The sequence below is a fragment of the Methylocaldum sp. genome (assembly GCF_039794385.1).
Classification (GTDB): Bacteria; Pseudomonadota; Gammaproteobacteria; order Methylococcales; family Methylococcaceae; genus Methylocaldum.
This window is the reverse complement of the sequence record NZ_JBDIVO010000002.1, coordinates 1-18,580: the sequence shown is the minus strand read 5'-3', so window position 1 is coordinate 18,580 and position 18,580 is coordinate 1. Positions and strand designations below refer to the sequence as shown.

The window sequence follows — 18,580 nt, the reverse complement described above, 5'->3', positions numbered from 1 at the left end:
TTCCTGCCCCTGGCGCTGCGGTCGCGGGGGCTTAATGTCGCTACGCAACGCTTGTCATGACAACGCCTACAGGAGAGATAGATCTCATGATCCCCATGGTCGACCTAAAAGCCCAATATCTGCAAATCAAGGACGAAATCGATCAAAGCTTGAGGCAGGTCTTGGATAGCTGCGCCTTTGTTCTGGGGCCGAACGTCAAGGCCTTTGAAGAGGAAACGGCGGCTTATCTGGGGGTCAAGCACGCGATCGGTGTCGCTTCGGGAACCGACGCCCTGCATTTGGCCCTTTTGGCAGCCGGTATCGGCGAAGGGGACGAGGTCATTACGACACCGTTTACCTTTATCGCGACGGCGGAAGCCATTCGCTACGTTGGCGCCAAGCCTGTTTTCGTGGACATCGATCCCAAGACCTTCAATATCGATCCTGATGCCATCGAGGCGGCGATCACCGAAAAGACTGCGGCCGTCATGCCGGTACACTTGTTTGGCCAGCCGGCGGACATGCAGCGGATTTCCGCGATCTGCGAAAAGCACGGGCTCAGGATGGTGGAAGACTGCGCCCAGTCGTTCGGCGCATCCATCGGCGGGCAGCAGACCGGCAGCTTCGGCGTGAGCGCCGGATTCAGCTTTTTTCCGAGCAAGAATCTCGGCTGCTATGGCGATGGCGGTTTGGTCACCACGAATGAGGATGATATCGCCGACAAGGTCAAGGTGTTGCGTAACCACGGGTCCGAGGTGCGGTACTACCACGACGTGATCGGTTACAACAGCCGGCTCGACGAATTGCAGGCGGCAATCCTGCGCATCAAGCTGCGACGTATCGACGATTTCAACCACAATCGCCGCCGTGTTGCCCATCTGTATTCGGACCTGATGGCGGATCTGCCGGTAACCACGCCTTATGAGGACGGCATAGGCGTACACGTTTACCATCAGTACACACTGCTGACCGACCGGCGCGACGCCGTCATGCAGGCACTCCAGAAGTCCGGCATCGCCTGCGCGGTTTATTATCCGGTGCCGTTGCATCGGCAGAAGGTATTTGCCGAAGAGTGTGCCGGGCTAACTCTGCCGGTCACGGAAGCGGTCGCGGCGCGTTGCCTGTCCTTGCCCATTTACCCCGAACTTCAGGAAGCCGATGTCCGCCGCATCGAGTCGGTCATCCGTGCGGCTTTGAATGACTGAGCGCTCGCCTCTCGTCATGTTGAGCGCCGGAGAAGCGTCCGGCGACCTCCATGCCGCCCATCTATTTCGGGAGCTCAAAAAACTCATCCCGAACCTCCGCGGCATCGGCATGGGCGGCGTCAGAATGCGCGAGGCGGGGATTGAACTCCGTTGCGACTCCACCCATCTCGCCGTCATCGGGCTCGCCGAAGTGGCCAAGCATTACGGTGAAATTCGGCGAGCGCTCCGTTCGATGCAGCAGATAGCTTGCGAAGAGAAACCGGATTTGCTGATCTGTGTCGACTACAAGGAGTTCAACTTTCGTTTGGCGCGGAAGGCAAAGGAATGCGGCGTCAAAGTCCTGTTCTATGTGAGTCCGCAGGTTTGGGCTTGGCGCCCTGGGCGGGTGAAGAGCTACGGCCGGATCGTGGACCACATGGCGGTGATATTCCCGTTCGAAGTGCCGTTCTACGAGGCCTATAAAATACCGGTGACCTACGTGGGCCATCCTTTGGCGGGAAAGGTAAAGCCCTCCATGGAGCGATCCGAAGCTATGGCTAAATTCGGATTTGCGGGCAAACGCCCGGTTATCGGACTGTTGCCGGGTAGCCGGGTCAACGAGATTAACCGGCTTATGCCTGTCATTCTCGACGCCGCGGGACGGTTGGCGCACGAGTTTCCGGGAGCGCAATTCGTTCTTTTTCGCGCCCCTTCGATATCGGACGAGTTGCTGCACAGCCATCTTGCGCTTAGCGATCTACCCGTCCGCGTGATCGAAGGGCAGGATTACGATGCCCTGCAATGCTGCGATGCCGTGATCACCGTTTCCGGCACCGCGACGCTTGAAGTGGCATTGCTGGGTATACCGATGGCAATCGTCTATCGGCTGACTCCGCTCAGTTATTGGTTGGGGCGCCTGCTGGTCCGCATCCCTTATATCGGATTGCCGAACATTTTGGCGGGTCGTCATGTGGTCCGCGAGTTTATTCAGCACGATGCGACGTCGGGCAATATCGCCGGCGAGATCACCCGAATTCTTCGGGATCACGATTATGCAGAAGCGATGCGGCAGGCGCTCAGGCAAATCAGGGACGACTTGGGAGACAAGAATGGCGCGCTCAAACTCGCGCAGCTGGCAGCGGAAATGCTGAACTTGGAATCGAAGCCGAAAGCGGCATCCGATCAATCAGTCAGTCAGTGCATGAACAACTTGGTTTGAATGGCGATTTCTTCCAGGGTCGAAGTCAGATTGATTCGTTCTTCGCTCTCGAGATTTTCGATGTACATCGCGTTGCCGCAAGATTCCTTAGCCTTCTTTTTGGCTATCGATGCCAGTTCGGCGATAACTTCCTTGGTCAAGCCATTCTGACTCGCGGCCACCGGCAAAATGCCGATCGAAAGAGATACGAAAGGAAAATATCGTTTCTCTCCATACCTGTCGCACGCTTCGATGCCGCCGATTTGTCGGTCTTTGGCGGTGTAATGTTCCGGTACGAGCGTCTCGAAGGTTTGTAACAGGTGTCGACAGCGTTCTTTCCAGTCGGCGCTCCGGAACAGGACGATAAAATCGTCGCCGCCGATATGCCCTACAAAGTCCAAATCGGTATCGGCCGTTTCTGTCATGAGTCGGCCCACAAGCTGGATGAGATCGTCGCCGCGTAAATAGCCATAAACGTCATTGTAAGCTTTGAAGTAATCGATATCGCAATATGCGACGACGAAATCCTCTCGATTACGCAGGAACTCATCCAGTTTCTGTTGAATCAAAACACTACCGGGCAATAGTGTCAGCGGGTTCGCGTAGCGGGCTTTAGTGATCTGCAAATCGGTGATCGTGCTCAGGAGATCCAGAAGAGTGCCTTTGCCGATCAAACGTCCGTTTTCCGTAATAATGAATTCGTCCGTTTGGTGATTGACCGCGCTGGTCAGGCAGCGACTGACGTCCTCGAGGGATGTGTGGAGGTCGAACTTGAGCGTTGGCCTGAAGGCGAATTCCTGTATGGGTTTTCGACCATGCAAGTCGCGTCCGTATCGGCTCGCCAAGAGATTCATCAGGTCGTTGCGCAAAATCAGTCCCAAGGGTTCGCCATTGTCTACAATGGCCACCGATTGGAGCGTTTCACTGATTCGGAAGAGATCGCCGACTTCTTCCATGGTTGATTGTGGCGATATGGTCGGAACTTCTTTCAACAGGTGTGCGATCGTCAGCTTTTCCGAATAAACGTTGCGTTTTTGTCGGTCACTGAACAGTTGCGGGTTAAGCGCGATATCGGGAGTCTTTTTCGGTGGAGCAAAATAGAATCCCTGGGCCATGTCGATGCCCAGGTTGCGCAAGGCAGCATATTCGTGTTTATGTTCGATACCCTCGGTTATAGTCTGGCAACCCAGAGACTTGGCGATTTCTATGATGGACTTGATGAATTGGCGCTTGGTTTGGTCTTCGTCGACGCCCTCGATGAAATGCCGATCGATCTTGACGAAATCCGGGTTCAGCTCTGACCAGAGCTTAAGACTGGAATGGCCGGCTCCGAGGTCGTCCAAGGCGACTTTGAAACCCATTCCGCGATAGTGCTGGAGGGCATGCTGAAAAACTGTCCAGTCTTGAATGGGTTGCGTTTCGGTGATTTCGACAACGACGCGATCCGGATCCAATTTGTGATTCTGTAGGTACATGAGTGTTCGTCCGTGAATGAATTCGTCGTCGGTCAAGGTAATGGGATTGATGTTGACGAAGAGATGTCCCGACAGAGCGAGTTTGGCGAATTGGCGGATGATGAGCTTGCGGCAGAGAAAGTCCAGTTCCACCAGGCGCCCATACTTGGCCGCCGCGGCGAACAGAACGTTGGGCCTATGTAGCAAAGATTCGGACGGTCCTCGAATTAAGCCCTCATATCCAAAAATCGCTTGTTTATCCAATACGACTATCGGCTGAAACAAAACGGTTAGCTGTTCCAGCGCGAGAATACGATCCAGCAGGCTTTTGACGTGGACTTCTTGCTTCTGCACCTAGGACTCGTCGCGATCGGTGAATGAGGCAGTCGTTTAATGATGAACTATAGCAGTTTGTATCATTTTGACCGACAAATATGACAGCAAACGTTTTAGGAACGTGTAAACATAAATTGCAACTGGCCTTGGCATTGGCTTCGGCAATGACGCCGAATGCCTCGGCACTTCCGGGCACGGGATTTTTCCATGCCTCTCTCGGTAAGATTTTGAGGTGGTTATCATGAGTCGCGCTTTTGTCAAAGAACCGGATGGCGAACAGCTTGGTGACGATCTTCCCGAACGGCCTCGGAGCTCGTATACCAATTATGTTACTCCGCAGGGATTGGCGCAGCTGCAACGGCGGGTTCGCGAGCTTAGTGCGCAAAAAGAGGCCCTGATTGGGAACGACGATCTGGGCGCCCGGCAACAGCTTAAGCAGGTGGAGCGCGATTTGCACTATTACGAGGAGCGTGTTCAAAGCGCCGTGGTGGTGCAGCCGGAAGCCCAGTCCGACGACAAGGTACGCTTCGGTTCAACGGTCGAGGTTCTCGATTCCGACGGCCAGACGCTGCGTTTTACCATCGTTGGCGAGGACGAGGCGGATGCGACTCATGAGAAGATCAGCTGGATGTCGCCTTTGGCACGGGCTTTACTGGAGGCTCAAGTGGGGGATGTAGTGACGTGGAAGAGACCGGTGGGGGATAAGGAATTGGAAGTCGTCGCGATTCGAAAAGGCTAGGCCGTGTCGTCAGGCTTTCCTTTGCCTTACAGCATTCGCCATAGCCGACGGGCCAAGCATCTTCGTTTGGTCGCGAAACCCGAAGGAATCGAGCTCGTCGTGCCGCCCACGATCAGCGAAGCTCGAGCCCTGGCGTTCTTGCACAAGCATCGCGACTGGGCCGAACGCAAGCTTTCGGAGATGCGTTCGACGACTGCTCAATCCGGGCCGGCGCAGCGTTTGGAGAACGGTTCGACCGTTCCGTTTCAAGGTCGTGAAGTGCCGCTCGTGATCCGCGAGCATACCGGGCGGCGGACGCATATCCAGTATGATGGCCATTTCCTGGTCTCCGTACCTGCGGGTACGGAGAACCAGCCGCATCTCGCCAGGAATGCACTTTTTAACTGGACGAAGTTGTGGATACGAGATCAGGCCGGATTCATCATACAAAGACATGCTGTTCGCTTCGGATTGTATCCGCGTCAAATCAGGGTCAAGCGGATGAGTAGCCGATGGGGGAGTTGCGGCCCTAGGAACGACATCAACCTGAACTGGCTTCTGGCTTTTGCGCCGCCGTCGGTATTGGAATACGTGGTTGTGCATGAACTATGTCACATCCGCCATCGGAATCACTCGGCCGATTTCTGGGCCTTAGTCGCCCGGCATCTGCCCGCCTATTCCGGCGAACGCCAGTGGCTGCGCCAGAACGGTGCTGCTCTTTTGAGACGGTTCGAGTAGCGCCGTGGCAAACAAGCTGAAGCAAATAGTGGTATTCGGCAGTACCGCGGTTGTGCTGTACATCGGTGTGCAGTTGATCGCCACTCGCAGCTTGGTGTCCGGGATGCCGCCCCCGATACGGGCAACTGCTTTGGACGGCACGGCGTTGGATGTACCCAAGCCGGAAGGACGGCCGGCCGTAATCTACTTTTGGGCGAGTTGGTGTCAGATCTGCAAGGCGATGCAGAGCTCCATTCGATCATTGGCACGAGATACGCCGCTGGTCAGCGTGGCGCTGCTTTCCGGGGACGAAACCGAGGTCCGTGAGTACGTCAAGCGGGAAGGATTCGAGTTTCCGGTAGTTCTCGACCAGGATGGCGCTATCGGCAGAGACTACGGAATTCGGGGTGTGCCGGCCGTGTTTATTTTGGGTCCTGACGGTCATATTCGTTTTTCCACCATCGGCTACACCAGCGAATTGGGGCTTCGGTTTCGGCTTTGGCTGGCGGGTCTATAGGAGTTTTTTGATTTGACTGGTATTTTCCCCGGCACGATGGCGGCCGTCGAGATCGCCCAATCGGGCGGTCCGGAGGTTTTGCAGTTGTGTCGGCGACCGATGCCGCAGCCGGGGCCTGGCGAAGTGCTGATCAAGGTAGCTGCGGCCGGGGTGAACCGGCCGGATGTCATGCAGCGCAAAGGGCTTTACCCGCCTCCGCCGGAAGCGTCCGATATACCGGGCTTGGAAGTCGCGGGCAAAGTGGTAGCTTTGGGCGAAAGCGTGCGTGAGCCCGCCATCGGCGAATCGGTTTGTGCCCTGGTGAGCGGCGGGGGATATGCTGAATATTGCGTGGCCGCCGCGGCACTCTGTTTACCTATGCCGAAAGGATTTGGGCCGATCGATGCCGCCGCCATGCCTGAGACGTTTTTCACGGTCTGGACCAATGTATTCGAGCGGGGCGGGCTGAAACCGGGAGAAAGCATGCTGGTACACGGGGGCAGCAGCGGCATCGGCACCACGGCGATTCAATTGGCCCGTGCATTCGGCGCCAGCGTGTTCGTAACCGCGGGAAGCGCGGAAAAATGCCGGTTCTGCGAGCAGCTCGGGGCTACCGCGATCAACTATCGCGAGGAAGACTTCGTCGACCGCATCAGGGCACTGACCGAGGGCAAGGGCGTGAACCTGATTCTCGATATGATCGGCGGCCCTTATCTCCAGCGGAATCTCAGTTGTCTCGCCGCAGATGGCCGCTTGGTCGTGATTGCGGTTCAGGGCGGACCCAAGGCGGAAATCAACCTGCTTCCCATTTTTTTGAACCGTCTGACCTTGACCGGCTCAACCTTGCGGCCGCGGAGCGTGGAAGAGAAGGCCACGATTGCCGATGCGCTGAGGCGGAAAGTGTGGCCGCTGCTCGAATCGGGTCAGGTCAAGCCGGTGGTGCACGCCACGTTTACCTTGGCCAAGGCAGCAGAAGCCCATCGACTGATGGAAAGCAGCCGGCATATGGGCAAGATCGTCTTGTCGGTCGCTTGAGTGCGGACAGGCTAGCGGCTTGCGCGCTTTTTTAGCTGAATTCAAGAAACCGGAATAAATCGTGATCTCAGTTGGCTACAAGAAATTTCCAGTTCTGACGTTATTGGCGGCGAGCGTCTGGCTGGTCTCCCCGGCATCGGCTTGGGCCGGATTCGAGGAAGGTATGGCGGCCATCGAACGGCGTGACTATTCCGCGGCCTTCGCTGAATTCAAGCCTATGGCGGAGCAGGGCATGCCGGAAGCTCAAGTCAATTTGGGCAATCTTTACATGAAAGGGCTAGGTGTGCCGCTGGACTATGTCGAGGCGCGGCACTGGTACGAGCAAGCGGCCAGGCAAGGCGATACAACGGCCGAAAGCAAGCTCGGCGTTCTTTACTTCTATGGTCTGGGAGCTCCGATCGACATGGGCGAAGCTGCGCGTTGGTTCAGCAAAGCGGCCGAGCAGGGCGATGCCAGCGCCCAAGCCGTGCTGGGTTCGCTTTATGCATCCGGCAACGGCATCGACAAGGACAATGCTCAGGCGTATTTCTGGTACACGCTTGCGGCAGAACAGGGTAATCAGAACGCGGCCGATGCCAAGGACAGCCTGGTCGAGGAAATGGCTCCCGGCGAAATGGCCCTGGCTTTGGACCGTCTCGCCGAGTGGCAGAAGCAAAAGGAGAATGCTGAGGCGCTTTCGCTAGAGAAGCCAAAGGCAAAAAACGCGCACGTTAAGAAAGCATCGAAGAAAGCGACTCAAAAGACCAAGATGAACCATAAGAGCCAATCGCGTTAGTTTTTGTTTGTCTTAGGCGAAGTGGCAAACATAATCCAGCATGTCAATCACTTCGATATCGAATCGGCTGTTGCCAGGAATTTCAAATGAATCGCCGGCCCCGTAAGTTTTCCATTCCGTCTCGCCCGCTAAGCGCACTCGGCAAGCGCCGGCATTGATTTCCATGGTTTCCGGCGCGGCGGTGCTGAAAGCCAGGGCGGACGGGAAGATCACGCCGACAGTCTTGCGGCTGCCGTCCGGAAAAAGGACGGTATGGCTGACGCATTTGCCGTCGAAATAGACATTGGCTTTCTTGACGACGCTGACGTTGTCGAATTGCGACATGGTGGCTCCTTAAAAACAAAGGCCGCCATTATACGTGACGGTTCGGCGTCTTGAAGAATCTCGCGGTTTCACGGAGAGCGTAATCGATATCGAGTTGGTGAATGAGCATTCAGGCCACCTGGCCGTCAAAGTCCTTGCCGGTTAATATGAAAGGTTTCGTAAACCTCGCACCTGTCGAATGTTCGAGCAACTCCTCTGGTCCTTGATCCATCGTCCGTACATCACGGTTTTTCTGATCGCATTCCTGCTGCTTTCCTGGCTGGAGCAAGGCGCTCGGCGAACGGTGATCTGGGTGATCAGCAGCTATTTGGTGGCTCTGCTGGCCGAATGGGGGAGCATCAACCATGGAATTCCGTTCGGGAAGTATGTCTACCATTACGAGGCGCTGAGCAACGATTTGGTCGTTTTTGGCGTTCCGTTCTTCGACAGCCTGTCGTTTTCATTTCTCAGCTATGTCAGTTTCTCGCTGGCGCAGTTCTTTATGTCTCCCCTATGGATCAAGGCGTACGACGTGCAGCGCGTAACCTCGGTAGAGGTCCGAAATTCGGTGTCGGTGTTGCTGCTCGGTGCATTTCTTATGCTGGTCGTCGACCTTATCGTCGACCCGATCGCCAACCTCGGCAAATATTGGTTCTTGGGGGACATTTATCATTATCCTGACCCTGGCGTTCATTTCGGCGTGACCCTCGAAAATTACGCCGGCTGGTATATCGTCGCGACGGTGACGATTTTGCTGAATCAGCGCATCGATCGGCTGTTGCTGGACCGGGAGCAAAGGCGCGGAGAGCCGGTTAGACTGGTCTATGTGCCGTTGAAGGGATTGTTCGCTCCGTGTTTCTGGAGCGGCATCGTGATTTTTCAACTGGGAGTGACTTACTGGCTCGCCTATGGGGTAGAGGCGGTTCCCGATCAAGAACAATTGAAGTTACAGGCGCTGACCGGCAGCTTCATCATCGCGCCGATCCTGGTACTCGCCGCGGCGCAGCTGACCAAGCCTTCCAACCGTGTAAAGGGCGACGATATACGGGAACGAATCGGTACCTATCCGTTGGGTTCTGCTGTCCGCAGCGACGACGAACCACGCGGGGCGTCGCCGCCGGCAACGCTCGTTGCGGCGTCGCAAGACCATGAAGGTTTTTGACAGCTCCGGCGTCGCACAAACCGGCGCGGCCCACATCCGACCGGAGATAATTCTTGACATAAGATCCGGGCAGGGTTACGAGGCCTTGGCGCGTGCCGGCTTTGCATGTGAACCGGTGTCGGCGTAGCGCCAGGTCAGGCCCAAGGATTTTTGCAGGCTGTTCAGCAAATCCCCGAGATCTACCGGCTTGGTGATGAAGTCATCGAAGCCCGATGCCAGGCACATGTCTCTGATGTCATCGAACGCATGCGCGGTGACTGCGATGACTTTGACGTTTTGCCCGGATTCCGTCTGCCGTAAATGTTTGACCGTTTCTGCCCCATCCATATCGGGCATCAAGAGATCGATCATGATCAGGTCAGGTTCGAAAAGCGCGAACTTGTCCAAGCATTCTCTGCCGTTCGAGGCCGTTTCTATGACAAAATCCAGTGATTCCAGAAGCGCCGACAGCATCGTCAGATTATCCGGATTATCGTCGACGATCATGATCCGTCGCGCTTTTCCGGTGTAACCAATGACCTGATTCTCATCGGCTTTCGGTTTCGACGGATTCGATGCTGCCGGCAACGCCAGCGAAACCGTAAAAACACTGCCTTGGCCGCGAGTGCTTTGCACGTCGATTTGTCCGCCCATGGCATCCACCAACCGCTTGCTGATAGCTAGCCCTAAGCCTGTTCCTTCCGTAGAGTCGTGATCGGCCACTTGCTCGAAGGCCAGGAAAATTCGTCCCATATCCTCTTCGGCGATACCCTGGCCGGTATCTTCAATCCGGAAATAGACGGTTTCTCCATGACTGAAGACTTTCAGAGCGGCATACCCCTGATGGGTGAACTTTATGGCGTTGCCGAGGAGATTGATGAGTATCTGCCGTAAGCGCTTTTCATCACCGATAACGTATTCGGGTAGAGTCGCGGCCTTTTCATAGATAAAACCAACGCCCTTATTTATTGCTCGGAATTCGAACATCTCGGCAATGCCGTCGAGAAACTCTACGAAATGGAAAATGGAATTTTCCACCTCCAGTCGCCCCGCCTCGATTTTGGATAAATCGAGCAGATCGTTGATCAATGTCAGCAAATGATGTCCGGAGCGGCCGATATAACCCAGATATTCCTTGTGTTTTGAGGTGAGATCGGTCTGTTTTTGAAGCACCTGGGTAAACCCGAGTATTCCGTTCAAAGGAGTTCTCAACTCGTGGCTGATGTTGGCGAGAAACTCGGTTTTGGCGCGATTCGCGGCTTCGGCGGCCTCTTTTGCTTCCTTTAGGGCCAGTTCGCCTTGCTTGCGTTCCGTAATATCGACCCAGGCGCCGATCGCTTCGATCATGTTTCCCTCGGAATCTCGAAGCGATCTAAGCTTGTCGTGAATCCACCGGTACGAGCCGTCCTTGTGTCGAAACCGGTATTGATGCGTGAGTTCGCCTTGACTAATCAGGAGGCTTTGATTTTCCAGAGCGGCAGCACGGTCGTCCGGATGAACATGATCGATCCAGAAGGTCTCGTCGCAATACCATTGGTGCGGTTCATAGCCGGTCACCAGGGTTATGGTTTCGCCCATGAAATCGACCTTGAAGGGGCATTCCGGATTGCCCGTTCGGGAGAGTATGTAAATTACGGATGGGCTGGTATTGACGATATATTCGAGCCGATTCTGGGATTGCTCCAATTTCTGCTGTTGGGTGCGCAGAGCAAGTTCAAGCTGTTTGTAGTCGGTGATATCTGTGAATACCGCTTGGATCAATTTTTTTTGATTGAGCTGAATGACCTTGGTGGTGACGCGGATATTCCGTACGATGCCGCTTTTTGTAATATGCTCGGTTTCGAATACATCTTCCCCGGTATCACGAGTTTTCTCGATATGTCGCCTGATGTCCTCTTCCGATTGCTGCCGATCGATATCGCTTATTCGCAGTTTCCGGAATTCGTCACGCCTATATTCGAGATTTTGGTGAGCCTTCGGATTGAAGTCGATCAATTTGCCGCTTTCGATATCCATCAGCACCAGCGCATCGGGCATTTGCTCGAATAACGTGCGATAGCGGCTTTCCGATTCGCGTAACGATTCCTCGATGCGGAGGCGCTCCAAGATTTCGTCCTCGAGTTGGGCGTTTGCTTCGACCAGTTGCGCGGTGCGTTGCTCCACCATTTTTTCGAGATTGGCGTTTAGTTGTCTGATTTCCTGCTCCTTCCCTTTGCGCTCTTCGATCTCATGCTGCAACTGGCGGTTTGTCTCTTCGAGCTTGGCAGGACTCGGGAGTTTGAGGGCGTGGGGAATCAGCGGCCAAAGCAGGACCGAGGTCGCGATCGAGACTAGGCCGGTAAACAGTTTGACGAATCCTTCCAGCACGTAATTGGGATGCCAAATCGTCCAGATTTCCATTAGATGCGTTGTCCCGCACGCCATGATGAAGATGCCGAACAGGACAAAGATCGAGCGGAACTCAAGGTCCCGCCGCTTGAGGACGAAGAAAATCAGTGCCGCGGGGATGGAATAATAAGCCGCCGTAATCAGCGAATCCGATAGGACATGAAGAAGCAGCAAATCGGAGCGCCAAAGAAGGCACGTCCCGTGAGGTATGAAATCTTTGATCGTCTGAGAATCGAAGAGATTTTCGAACATGGTAGGCTCACTTGAAGTGAAAACCGCATCCGGTTGCGCAGTCAGATCCGATTAAGGATTAACCTTTACCAGTTCCACATCGAAGATCAGAGCCGCGTTTGGCGGAATCACGCGGCCTGCGCCACGTTCGCCGTAGGCCAGTTCAGGGGGGATGAAAAAGCGGTATTTGGCGCCTTCCTTCATGAGTTGCAAACCTTCGGTCCAGCCGCGAATAACCCCGTTCAAAGGAAAACTCACGTTTTCGCCGCTGTCGAATTCCTGGCCCGAGATCAGGCTGCCGCGATAGTTAACGGTTACGGTGTCGGTGGCCTTCGGTGAAAGGCCGTTGCCCTCGCTAAGGATCTGGTACTGCAACCCGCTCGCGGTACTCAAGATGCCGGGCTTTTTCTCGTTGTCGACCAAAAATTTCAAGCTTTCCCGCTTGTGTTTTTCTGCATCGGCAGACGGCGAAGGGGTGCAGCCGGACAGCCCGAATATGACAAGAGCAACTGCTCGGGCAAAAGATCCGAGTTTCTTCATAGTGTTTACACTCCATTTTAGGTTTGATGTGCGAACCGGATGCCGTGTTGGGCGCCTCGAAAAAACTACTTGCGGCCCGAGTCCAAGACGTCCGGACAAATCCGCCGAAAGCGACCATTCCGCAGGGAGCGGAATGAGACGAACCGCGTTCGTCCGAAGGGCAAAGTCCACGGAAGGACATTGCCAATTTGGACTGCCGATGGCAGGCCCCGTTAAGGGCGGCTCCCACGGATGGGAGCCGCGACACAGGAACCGGAGTGTACATGGAGTACATGAGGATTCCGCAGTCCTGTGCGGCGTACGTCCCTGTGCCGCAGGACTGTCCGAGCACGCGCAACACAGCAATCGGGCCGCAAGTAGGTTCTTCGAGGCGCACTGTCGCACGGGCTCCAATGCGCGGCATATTGTCGGACAAGAAAAAAAGCCGAGTCCGAATAGCAGCTCGAATCATCGAGCGAACCACGTTTTTACTCGGCTGGGCCTGCTTCTGCAAGAGTGGCGTCAAGTAAACAGTCTCGCTACTGCGCTGCATAACGCGAGAGATCTGTGCTCGTATCGGGAAGAAAACCCCCTGCCTGCATGGTCCACAATTTGTGGTAAAAGCCTTTTGCTGCAAGCAATTCCCGGTGATTCCCGTCCTCGACGATGCGGCCTCGGTCGAAGACCAGGATACGGTCGAGATGCGCGATCGTGGATAAGCGGTGGGCGACGACGATGACCGTTTTTTGGCCCATTAGCCGATCGAGATTGTCCTGAATCGCCTTTTCCGTTATCGAATCGAGACTGGACGTAGCCTCGTCGAGTATCAAAATCGGCGCGTCTTTGACCATGACCCGGGCAATTGCGATACGTTGCCGCTGGCCGCCGGACAACTTGACGCCGCGTTCGCCCACCAGGGAGTCGTAGCCGTCTTTCATGCCGTCGATGAACTCGTCGGCGCGCGCCATTCGCGCTGCGGCGGCGATTTCGGCATCTTCGGCGTCCGGCCGTCCGTAACGTATATTTTCCCGCAGCGAACGATGGAATAGGCTGGGATCTTGGGGAATCAGACTGACTTGCTCGTGAAGCGAGTCCTGGGTTACGTGAGCGATGTCGGTGCCGTCGATCAGGATCTGACCGCCTTGAGGTTCGTAGTAGCGGAGGATCAGCCCGACGAAGCTGGATTTTCCGGAGCCCGAGAATCCGACCAGGCCGACCCGCTGACCGGGCTCGATGACGACGCTCAACCCGTCGAATACCCACTGTCCCGGCACATAGCCGAACCGGACATCGCGGAATTCGATCCGTCCGCGCGTTATTCGCAATGGTTGTGCCTTTGGCGTATCAACGATGTCATGGGGTCTGACGATGGTGGTGACGCCGTTGCCGACATTGCCCACATATTCGAAGAACTCCAGAAAGCGGCGGCTGAGATTGCGGGCATCACCGATGATCAGAAGCGCCAGTCCGGCGCTCATCGCGAAGTCGCCGACCCCGATCAGACCTTGGTCCCAGAGCCTCAAGGCGAAGTATATCGTGCCTACCTTCAAGGCAGCCGCGGATATGAACTGAAACCAGCGCACCCGCTCCATGTACCAGAAAGTCCGGCGCCCGGCTTTGACCTCCGTTTCGAGATAACGGTCGAGATAATCCCGCTCGTGACGCAGTCGGGCGAACAATTTGACATTCAGGATATTAGTCACGGAGTCGACGATTTTGCCGTTCACTTGGCTGCGGGTTTCGGCATAAGCCTGAGCGTAAGGACGGCAGCGTTTGGCCAGCCAGAACGATACGCCTACGTAGACCAGCACCCAGGCCGCTACGAACCATCCGAGATTATCGTGAGTTCTCAGCAGCAACGCGACGGACACGGCGAATACGACTCCGACCGGCCAGAAATCGAAGAGAATCGCCCAAGCGGTATGATTGACGCTCATGGCGGTTTCGGTGATCCGGTGCGCGAGTGCGCCGGCAAAATGCCCGCTGAAATACCGGACGGAATGGTGCTGCAGGTAGGCGTACAGTATTTGCGTTGTCCTTTTGCGCAAGCGCGGTCCCACCATGATCAGACAGGCGCCGCTGGCCCGGCTGAACAGGATTTCGGCGATATTCAATGCGGCGAAAAGCATCAAGGGCGTTTTCAAGCGCTCCGTCAAGGGAATCGAATCACCGCTTGCCTCGGTCACGCCATCGATGATTTGCCCGATGGCGTAGGGTACGAGGATGTTGCTCATGGCCTGTCCCGTTTCCAGAATCAGCATCAGCAGAAACCATCCACGAAACCCTGCCATACAGTGAATAATGAAGCGAACGCTGGTATTCGGCAGAGCGGGGGCGTCAGTTGCGCGTTTAAAAGCGAACCTTGTCGAATCGTTCATGATGAAGGCAGTGTGTTTGGGGAAACGGTGGCGGCGGTCAGTTTCAGGGCGACTCAGGCGCTATCTATCCGCACGAGCCCGGAAAATCTCGTCGATTACTGCTTTTGGGGCAAGAGGACAACTCTGTCGCGAAAGTCGCAAGACAGGCGTTGTTGACGACATGAGCGGCGGGCGGACTACGCCCGCGTCTGTGGTTAGCTTCGTTGCCCGAACGGATCGGGCAACGAAGCGAGGCGGAGCCTCTGGTCCTCGGGATTATAGGGATAGCCGAAATGCTCGGACGAGTGGGGTCGCGTCAATCCGTAAGCATTCGCTAACGGGCTTGCGCGTGGAAGCCAGACTCGAAGCCGATCGAATGGGGGCGTTCATAGCGGTCTTCGTTGTCTGCATCCATTTCGTCATCGGGTTGAATCCGGATATCCAGCCTATCAACATCGTCTGCCCATTTGTCTAAAAGCGCTGGCAGACTCTTCCTCAAATAGTCTCCTTTGATTCTCATGGTACTTTCCTTATTTTGAGTGAGTTTGCGAATTAAGTCCTGCACCTCGGCAAAGCCTCGGTAGTCAATTTATAAAAAAATTCAAGTCGCAGGTAAATCAGAATTCCTTATGAATATCGAGTTATAGATAAGTAACTATGAGTCATTCCTGAGACAGTGAACGTAAAAAAACCTTACGGATTCGAGCTCGAATCCGCCGGTTTCAGTACTGCCCGCAAGGGCAGATGATCGGAGGTTTCGCGCGCCAGAGGCGTTGAGTATGCCGCAATGTCCGCAAGAAGCTCGCGGGGTTTGACCCAAATTCGGTCGAGAGGGAACAGAGGAAATATGGACGGGTAAGTGGCGATATCGGGTATGTGTCCGAAATGGTTGCGCAGCCAGCGAAAAGGCCTTCCCCATAGAAACCACTCATTCAGATCGCCGAAGAGAAGCGCGGGCGGCGGGGCATCGGCCAGTATGCTCAGAAGCCGGGTCATTTGTTTCCGCCGCTCGCCGGGAAACAATCCCAAATGAGTCCCGATCGCGCGAAGAGGCCCGCAAGGACTGTCGACCGACAAATCGATCGCTGCACGGGGTTCCCGGTGCGGTATGCTGAGATCGACACGCCTAATGTTACGAACCGGCAGCCGGGTAAGGATGGCGTTGCCGTAGTGCCCGTTGCGGCGGAGCAGCGTCGGGCCCGGAACGGCCCGGTAGTGCAGACGGGAGGCGAAATGCTGAAGCAGGTCGAGAGCGACTTCAGGCTCCCATTGCAGTTCCTGGAGCGCGATGAGGTCGGCATCGAGTTCCCGAATGATGGTCAGGACTCTCTCCGGATCGTAACGTCCGTCTCGTCCGATGCAGTCGTGAACATTGTAAGTTGCAACGACTAACGACATGCCGGACCCGTTACCCGATCGAGCCGCCGGCGCATGCCGTGTTTTCCGCTTCGCGCCGACGCAGCCATCGGTGCGTAGCGAATGCGGCAGCCCCGATAATGGCGGCGGCGGCGACGAGCAAGGCGATATTGATCGGACTCGGGTGATGGACCGCAGCAGCCAAGCGATCCGAAAAAACCGTGATGGCCATGGCGCCGGGGACCATCCCAAAGATCGTTCCCAATAGAAAGTCGCGGAAACGGATATGGGAGGCTCCCGCAACTAAATTGACCACGGTGAACGGCGCGACGGGTATCAACCGGACCGTAAGCATGGCCAGCAAGCCACGATGACGCAGCCAGCGGCTGAGCGTATTGAGTCGGGCGCCGCCCAGGCGCCGCACGATATCTCGACCGAAAACGTGGCCGAGCGCAAAGGTGAGAGAGGCACCTACCAGTGACCCGAGAATCGCATAAACAAAACCCGTGATAGGACCGAACACAACTGCCGTCGTGAAGATCACCAATGTGATCGGTATCGCTGTTATAGCGGCAAGTATATAGGCGCCGATGACCCATACCGGCGTTGCCGGAGTCCGTTGCAGTGTGCGTCCGACATTGATCAGCGTCTCCTTGTCGAGCCATTCGTGCAGTGGCCCCCAGCGCCACGCGGCCGCAAGCGCCCCGATAGCTGCGAGCAGGCTGAGGGTGGCGGTAATCCGTTTGCGGGCGGAAGGCCGGTGTTCCACGGGGATGAGTTCGTCGATCAATCGATCGGGATCGATGGGCGCTTCCGGATCGACTACGCTGGCCTGGGGTAGAAGGGCATCGGCCTCGGGCGATACTTCGCCTTCAAGGTGCCGAAGCGTGTGCGGGTTTCCCCGTAAGCTTTCTATGGCGACAATCAGCGAGCCCGCCTGTCTGATAGCCAGTTCCATTCGATCCGTTCCGACGCCCAAATGCTCGGCCAGCAAGCGATTTCTTAAACCTGTAATCGCTTTTGCCGTATTTGGCTCGGTCGCTTCGATGGCAAGATTGCATTCCGTGTCCAGCCCCATCGAGCGATTGTTAAGATTCGCCGAGCCGACGAGCGCAAGGCGGTCGTCCACTACCATCAGTTTGGAATGTACGTTGATGCACTGATCGTTCAGCCCATCGCAGTCGGGATAATAGATCCGGAACTTGCCATGTCGGTCGGCTGCGCGAAGGCGGCGAAGCAATCGAGCCCGCAAGACTTCCATTGTGGTTTGCTCGAGCCAACCGCCGCCGGTCAGTCGCGATACGACGACGATCTCCGGCGGATTCGGCTCACGAAGTCTCAATTCGAGTAGAGCGCCGACCGAAGAAGCCGTCAGATACTGGTTCTCGATATAAATCGTGTTCTTCGCTGACCGGATTGCATCGACGTACAGCTCCCGGAGTTCGAGAATTTCGACACCGCCGTTGAACCGTGGGACCGTTCGGACGATTGCGACATCGACATCGCTGATGTCCGGGACGATCGACGGGGGCCAGGGATCGGTTCCGGCATCGCTGTCGGCACGGAGTTGGTTGCCTGTCGCATTGCGCCAGCGCTCACGGGCTAACATGCCGAGCGCCGCAGCTGCTTCTCCGTCCACCATCATCTGCACATCGTGGACCGGGGCGTAGGCTTGGCCGTTGGATCTTCGACGGTAGGGGGCGTTGGGTTCATGGTCCGGCGTATCCCAACGTTCCTGGGCGAGATCCATGCCACCGACAAAGGCCACGGCGTCATCGATCACGACGATTTTCTGGTGGTGCGAGGCACCGACCGGATGCCGGCCATCCAGATAAAAGTGAAGGTGCCGATGTCTTTGCCAGCCAAGCGTGTAAATCGGCAGGACTTCGCGGCCGGGTGCATAAAGCATTGCGAAGTCCCAATTCAAAATATAGACATCCAATCCGCGGCGGTCTTCGATAAGCGCTTTCAGAAAGTCGCCGAGCTGGATCGGAAATCCATCGCTGACGCCATCTTGGGCTAACTTGGTTCGGCTATCGATATCCCAGCCGATGATGAAAATAGATCGCTGAGCACGAGTCGCTGCCGCTCGCAAGGCCGGAAAATACGCCGAGCTGTCGATCAAAAATGAAGCTCGACGGGCGCGGGCAATTCGCCAACAGTTGCGTCCAGGTTGCAGTATGCGGTTCTCGCCTTCTCGTTGGGCATCGAAATTCCTCATTCTTGTCCCTTGGTGGTGATCTAAAGGCATTGAAAATTGCCGGAGCAAGTCTGCCGGCTTGTATGATCGAGATCGCGGAAACAACGGTCGGATCTCTTTTTAGAGTGTTTGACAAGCTCTAGCCCGCATTTCTCACACCCTCTCGTCGCGAGGGCGTCGAGACGATGCTGTG

At 55.9% G+C, this 18,580-nt stretch carries 16 protein-coding genes; 8 read left to right on the top strand and 8 right to left on the bottom strand.

Going from position 1 to position 18,580, the window contains the following annotated elements; all coding sequences use genetic code 11:
- Window positions 1-86 precede the first annotated feature (86 nt).
- Both ABJK70_RS00085 and lpxB read left to right on the top strand, forming a co-directional pair.
- Window positions 87-1,184, top strand: a complete 1,098-nt coding sequence (locus tag ABJK70_RS00085) for a DegT/DnrJ/EryC1/StrS family aminotransferase (RefSeq protein ID WP_347257222.1) — start codon at window positions 87-89, stop codon at window positions 1,182-1,184.
- Window positions 1,177-2,382 (top strand): lipid-A-disaccharide synthase, encoded by a 1,206-nt coding sequence (gene lpxB, locus ABJK70_RS00080; RefSeq protein WP_156880763.1) that lies wholly within the window; start codon window positions 1,177-1,179, stop codon window positions 2,380-2,382. Before ABJK70_RS00085 ends, lpxB begins: the two co-directional genes overlap by 8 nt.
- Here the strand turns inward: lpxB and ABJK70_RS00075 are convergent.
- The gene (locus ABJK70_RS00075) at window positions 2,358-4,169 is read right to left on the bottom strand and encodes a bifunctional diguanylate cyclase/phosphodiesterase (protein WP_077731241.1); all 1,812 of its coding nucleotides are present in this window, start codon (window positions 4,167-4,169) and stop codon (window positions 2,358-2,360) included. The two genes, lpxB and ABJK70_RS00075, sit on opposite strands and share 25 nt — an antisense overlap.
- 223 nt (window positions 4,170-4,392) lie before the next feature.
- On the opposite strand from ABJK70_RS00075, the gene ABJK70_RS00070 reads away from it, so the two are divergent.
- From ABJK70_RS00070 to ABJK70_RS00050, 5 genes are all read left to right on the top strand, one after another.
- The gene (locus ABJK70_RS00070; protein WP_077731240.1) at window positions 4,393-4,890 is read left to right on the top strand and encodes a GreA/GreB family elongation factor; all 498 of its coding nucleotides are present in this window, start codon (window positions 4,393-4,395) and stop codon (window positions 4,888-4,890) included.
- Between the two features lie 3 nt (window positions 4,891-4,893).
- Window positions 4,894-5,607, top strand: coding sequence for a SprT family zinc-dependent metalloprotease (locus tag ABJK70_RS00065; RefSeq protein WP_077731239.1), 714 nt, complete (start codon window positions 4,894-4,896; stop codon window positions 5,605-5,607).
- Window positions 5,608-5,611: 4 nt separating this feature from the next.
- Window positions 5,612-6,103, top strand: coding sequence for a protein disulfide oxidoreductase (locus ABJK70_RS00060; RefSeq protein WP_347257221.1), 492 nt, complete (start codon window positions 5,612-5,614; stop codon window positions 6,101-6,103).
- Window positions 6,104-6,139: 36 nt separating this feature from the next.
- A complete protein-coding gene (locus ABJK70_RS00055) occupies window positions 6,140-7,117 on the top strand; it encodes an NAD(P)H-quinone oxidoreductase (RefSeq protein WP_347257230.1) in 978 nt (325 codons plus the stop codon).
- A 61-nt stretch (window positions 7,118-7,178) separates the two neighbouring features.
- Window positions 7,179-7,892, top strand: a complete 714-nt coding sequence (locus tag ABJK70_RS00050) for a tetratricopeptide repeat protein (RefSeq protein WP_086134467.1) — start codon at window positions 7,179-7,181, stop codon at window positions 7,890-7,892.
- 12 nt (window positions 7,893-7,904) lie between these two features.
- On the opposite strand, the gene ABJK70_RS00045 is transcribed toward ABJK70_RS00050, so the two are convergent.
- The gene (locus ABJK70_RS00045; protein WP_086134468.1) at window positions 7,905-8,216 is read right to left on the bottom strand and encodes a pyrimidine/purine nucleoside phosphorylase; all 312 of its coding nucleotides are present in this window, start codon (window positions 8,214-8,216) and stop codon (window positions 7,905-7,907) included.
- Between the two features lie 178 nt (window positions 8,217-8,394).
- Here ABJK70_RS00045 and ABJK70_RS00040 point away from each other — a divergent pair, with 178 nt between their 5' ends.
- A complete protein-coding gene (locus ABJK70_RS00040) occupies window positions 8,395-9,357 on the top strand; it encodes a carotenoid biosynthesis protein (protein WP_077731234.1) in 963 nt (320 codons plus the stop codon).
- Between the two features lie 75 nt (window positions 9,358-9,432).
- Here the strand turns inward: ABJK70_RS00040 and ABJK70_RS00035 are convergent, their stop codons facing one another.
- From ABJK70_RS00035 to ABJK70_RS00010, 6 genes are all read right to left on the bottom strand, one after another.
- Window positions 9,433-11,976, bottom strand: coding sequence for an ATP-binding protein (locus tag ABJK70_RS00035; protein WP_077731233.1), 2,544 nt, complete (start codon window positions 11,974-11,976; stop codon window positions 9,433-9,435).
- Window positions 11,977-12,027: 51 nt separating this feature from the next.
- A complete protein-coding gene (locus tag ABJK70_RS00030; RefSeq protein WP_077731232.1) occupies window positions 12,028-12,495 on the bottom strand; it encodes an FKBP-type peptidyl-prolyl cis-trans isomerase in 468 nt (155 codons plus the stop codon).
- 518 nt (window positions 12,496-13,013) lie between these two features.
- Complete coding sequence (locus ABJK70_RS00025; RefSeq protein ID WP_240502571.1) at window positions 13,014-14,735, bottom strand: ABC transporter ATP-binding protein; 1,722 nt, start codon at window positions 14,733-14,735, stop codon at window positions 13,014-13,016.
- 430 nt (window positions 14,736-15,165) lie between these two features.
- Complete coding sequence (locus ABJK70_RS00020; protein ID WP_077731230.1) at window positions 15,166-15,351, bottom strand: hypothetical protein; 186 nt, start codon at window positions 15,349-15,351, stop codon at window positions 15,166-15,168.
- 173 nt (window positions 15,352-15,524) lie between these two features.
- Complete coding sequence (locus ABJK70_RS00015; RefSeq protein ID WP_077731229.1) at window positions 15,525-16,229, bottom strand: endonuclease/exonuclease/phosphatase family protein; 705 nt, start codon at window positions 16,227-16,229, stop codon at window positions 15,525-15,527.
- A 10-nt stretch (window positions 16,230-16,239) separates the two neighbouring features.
- Window positions 16,240-18,312, bottom strand: a complete 2,073-nt coding sequence (locus ABJK70_RS00010; protein ID WP_168175467.1) for a VTT domain-containing protein — start codon at window positions 18,310-18,312, stop codon at window positions 16,240-16,242.
- Window positions 18,313-18,580: the final 268 nt, after the last annotated feature.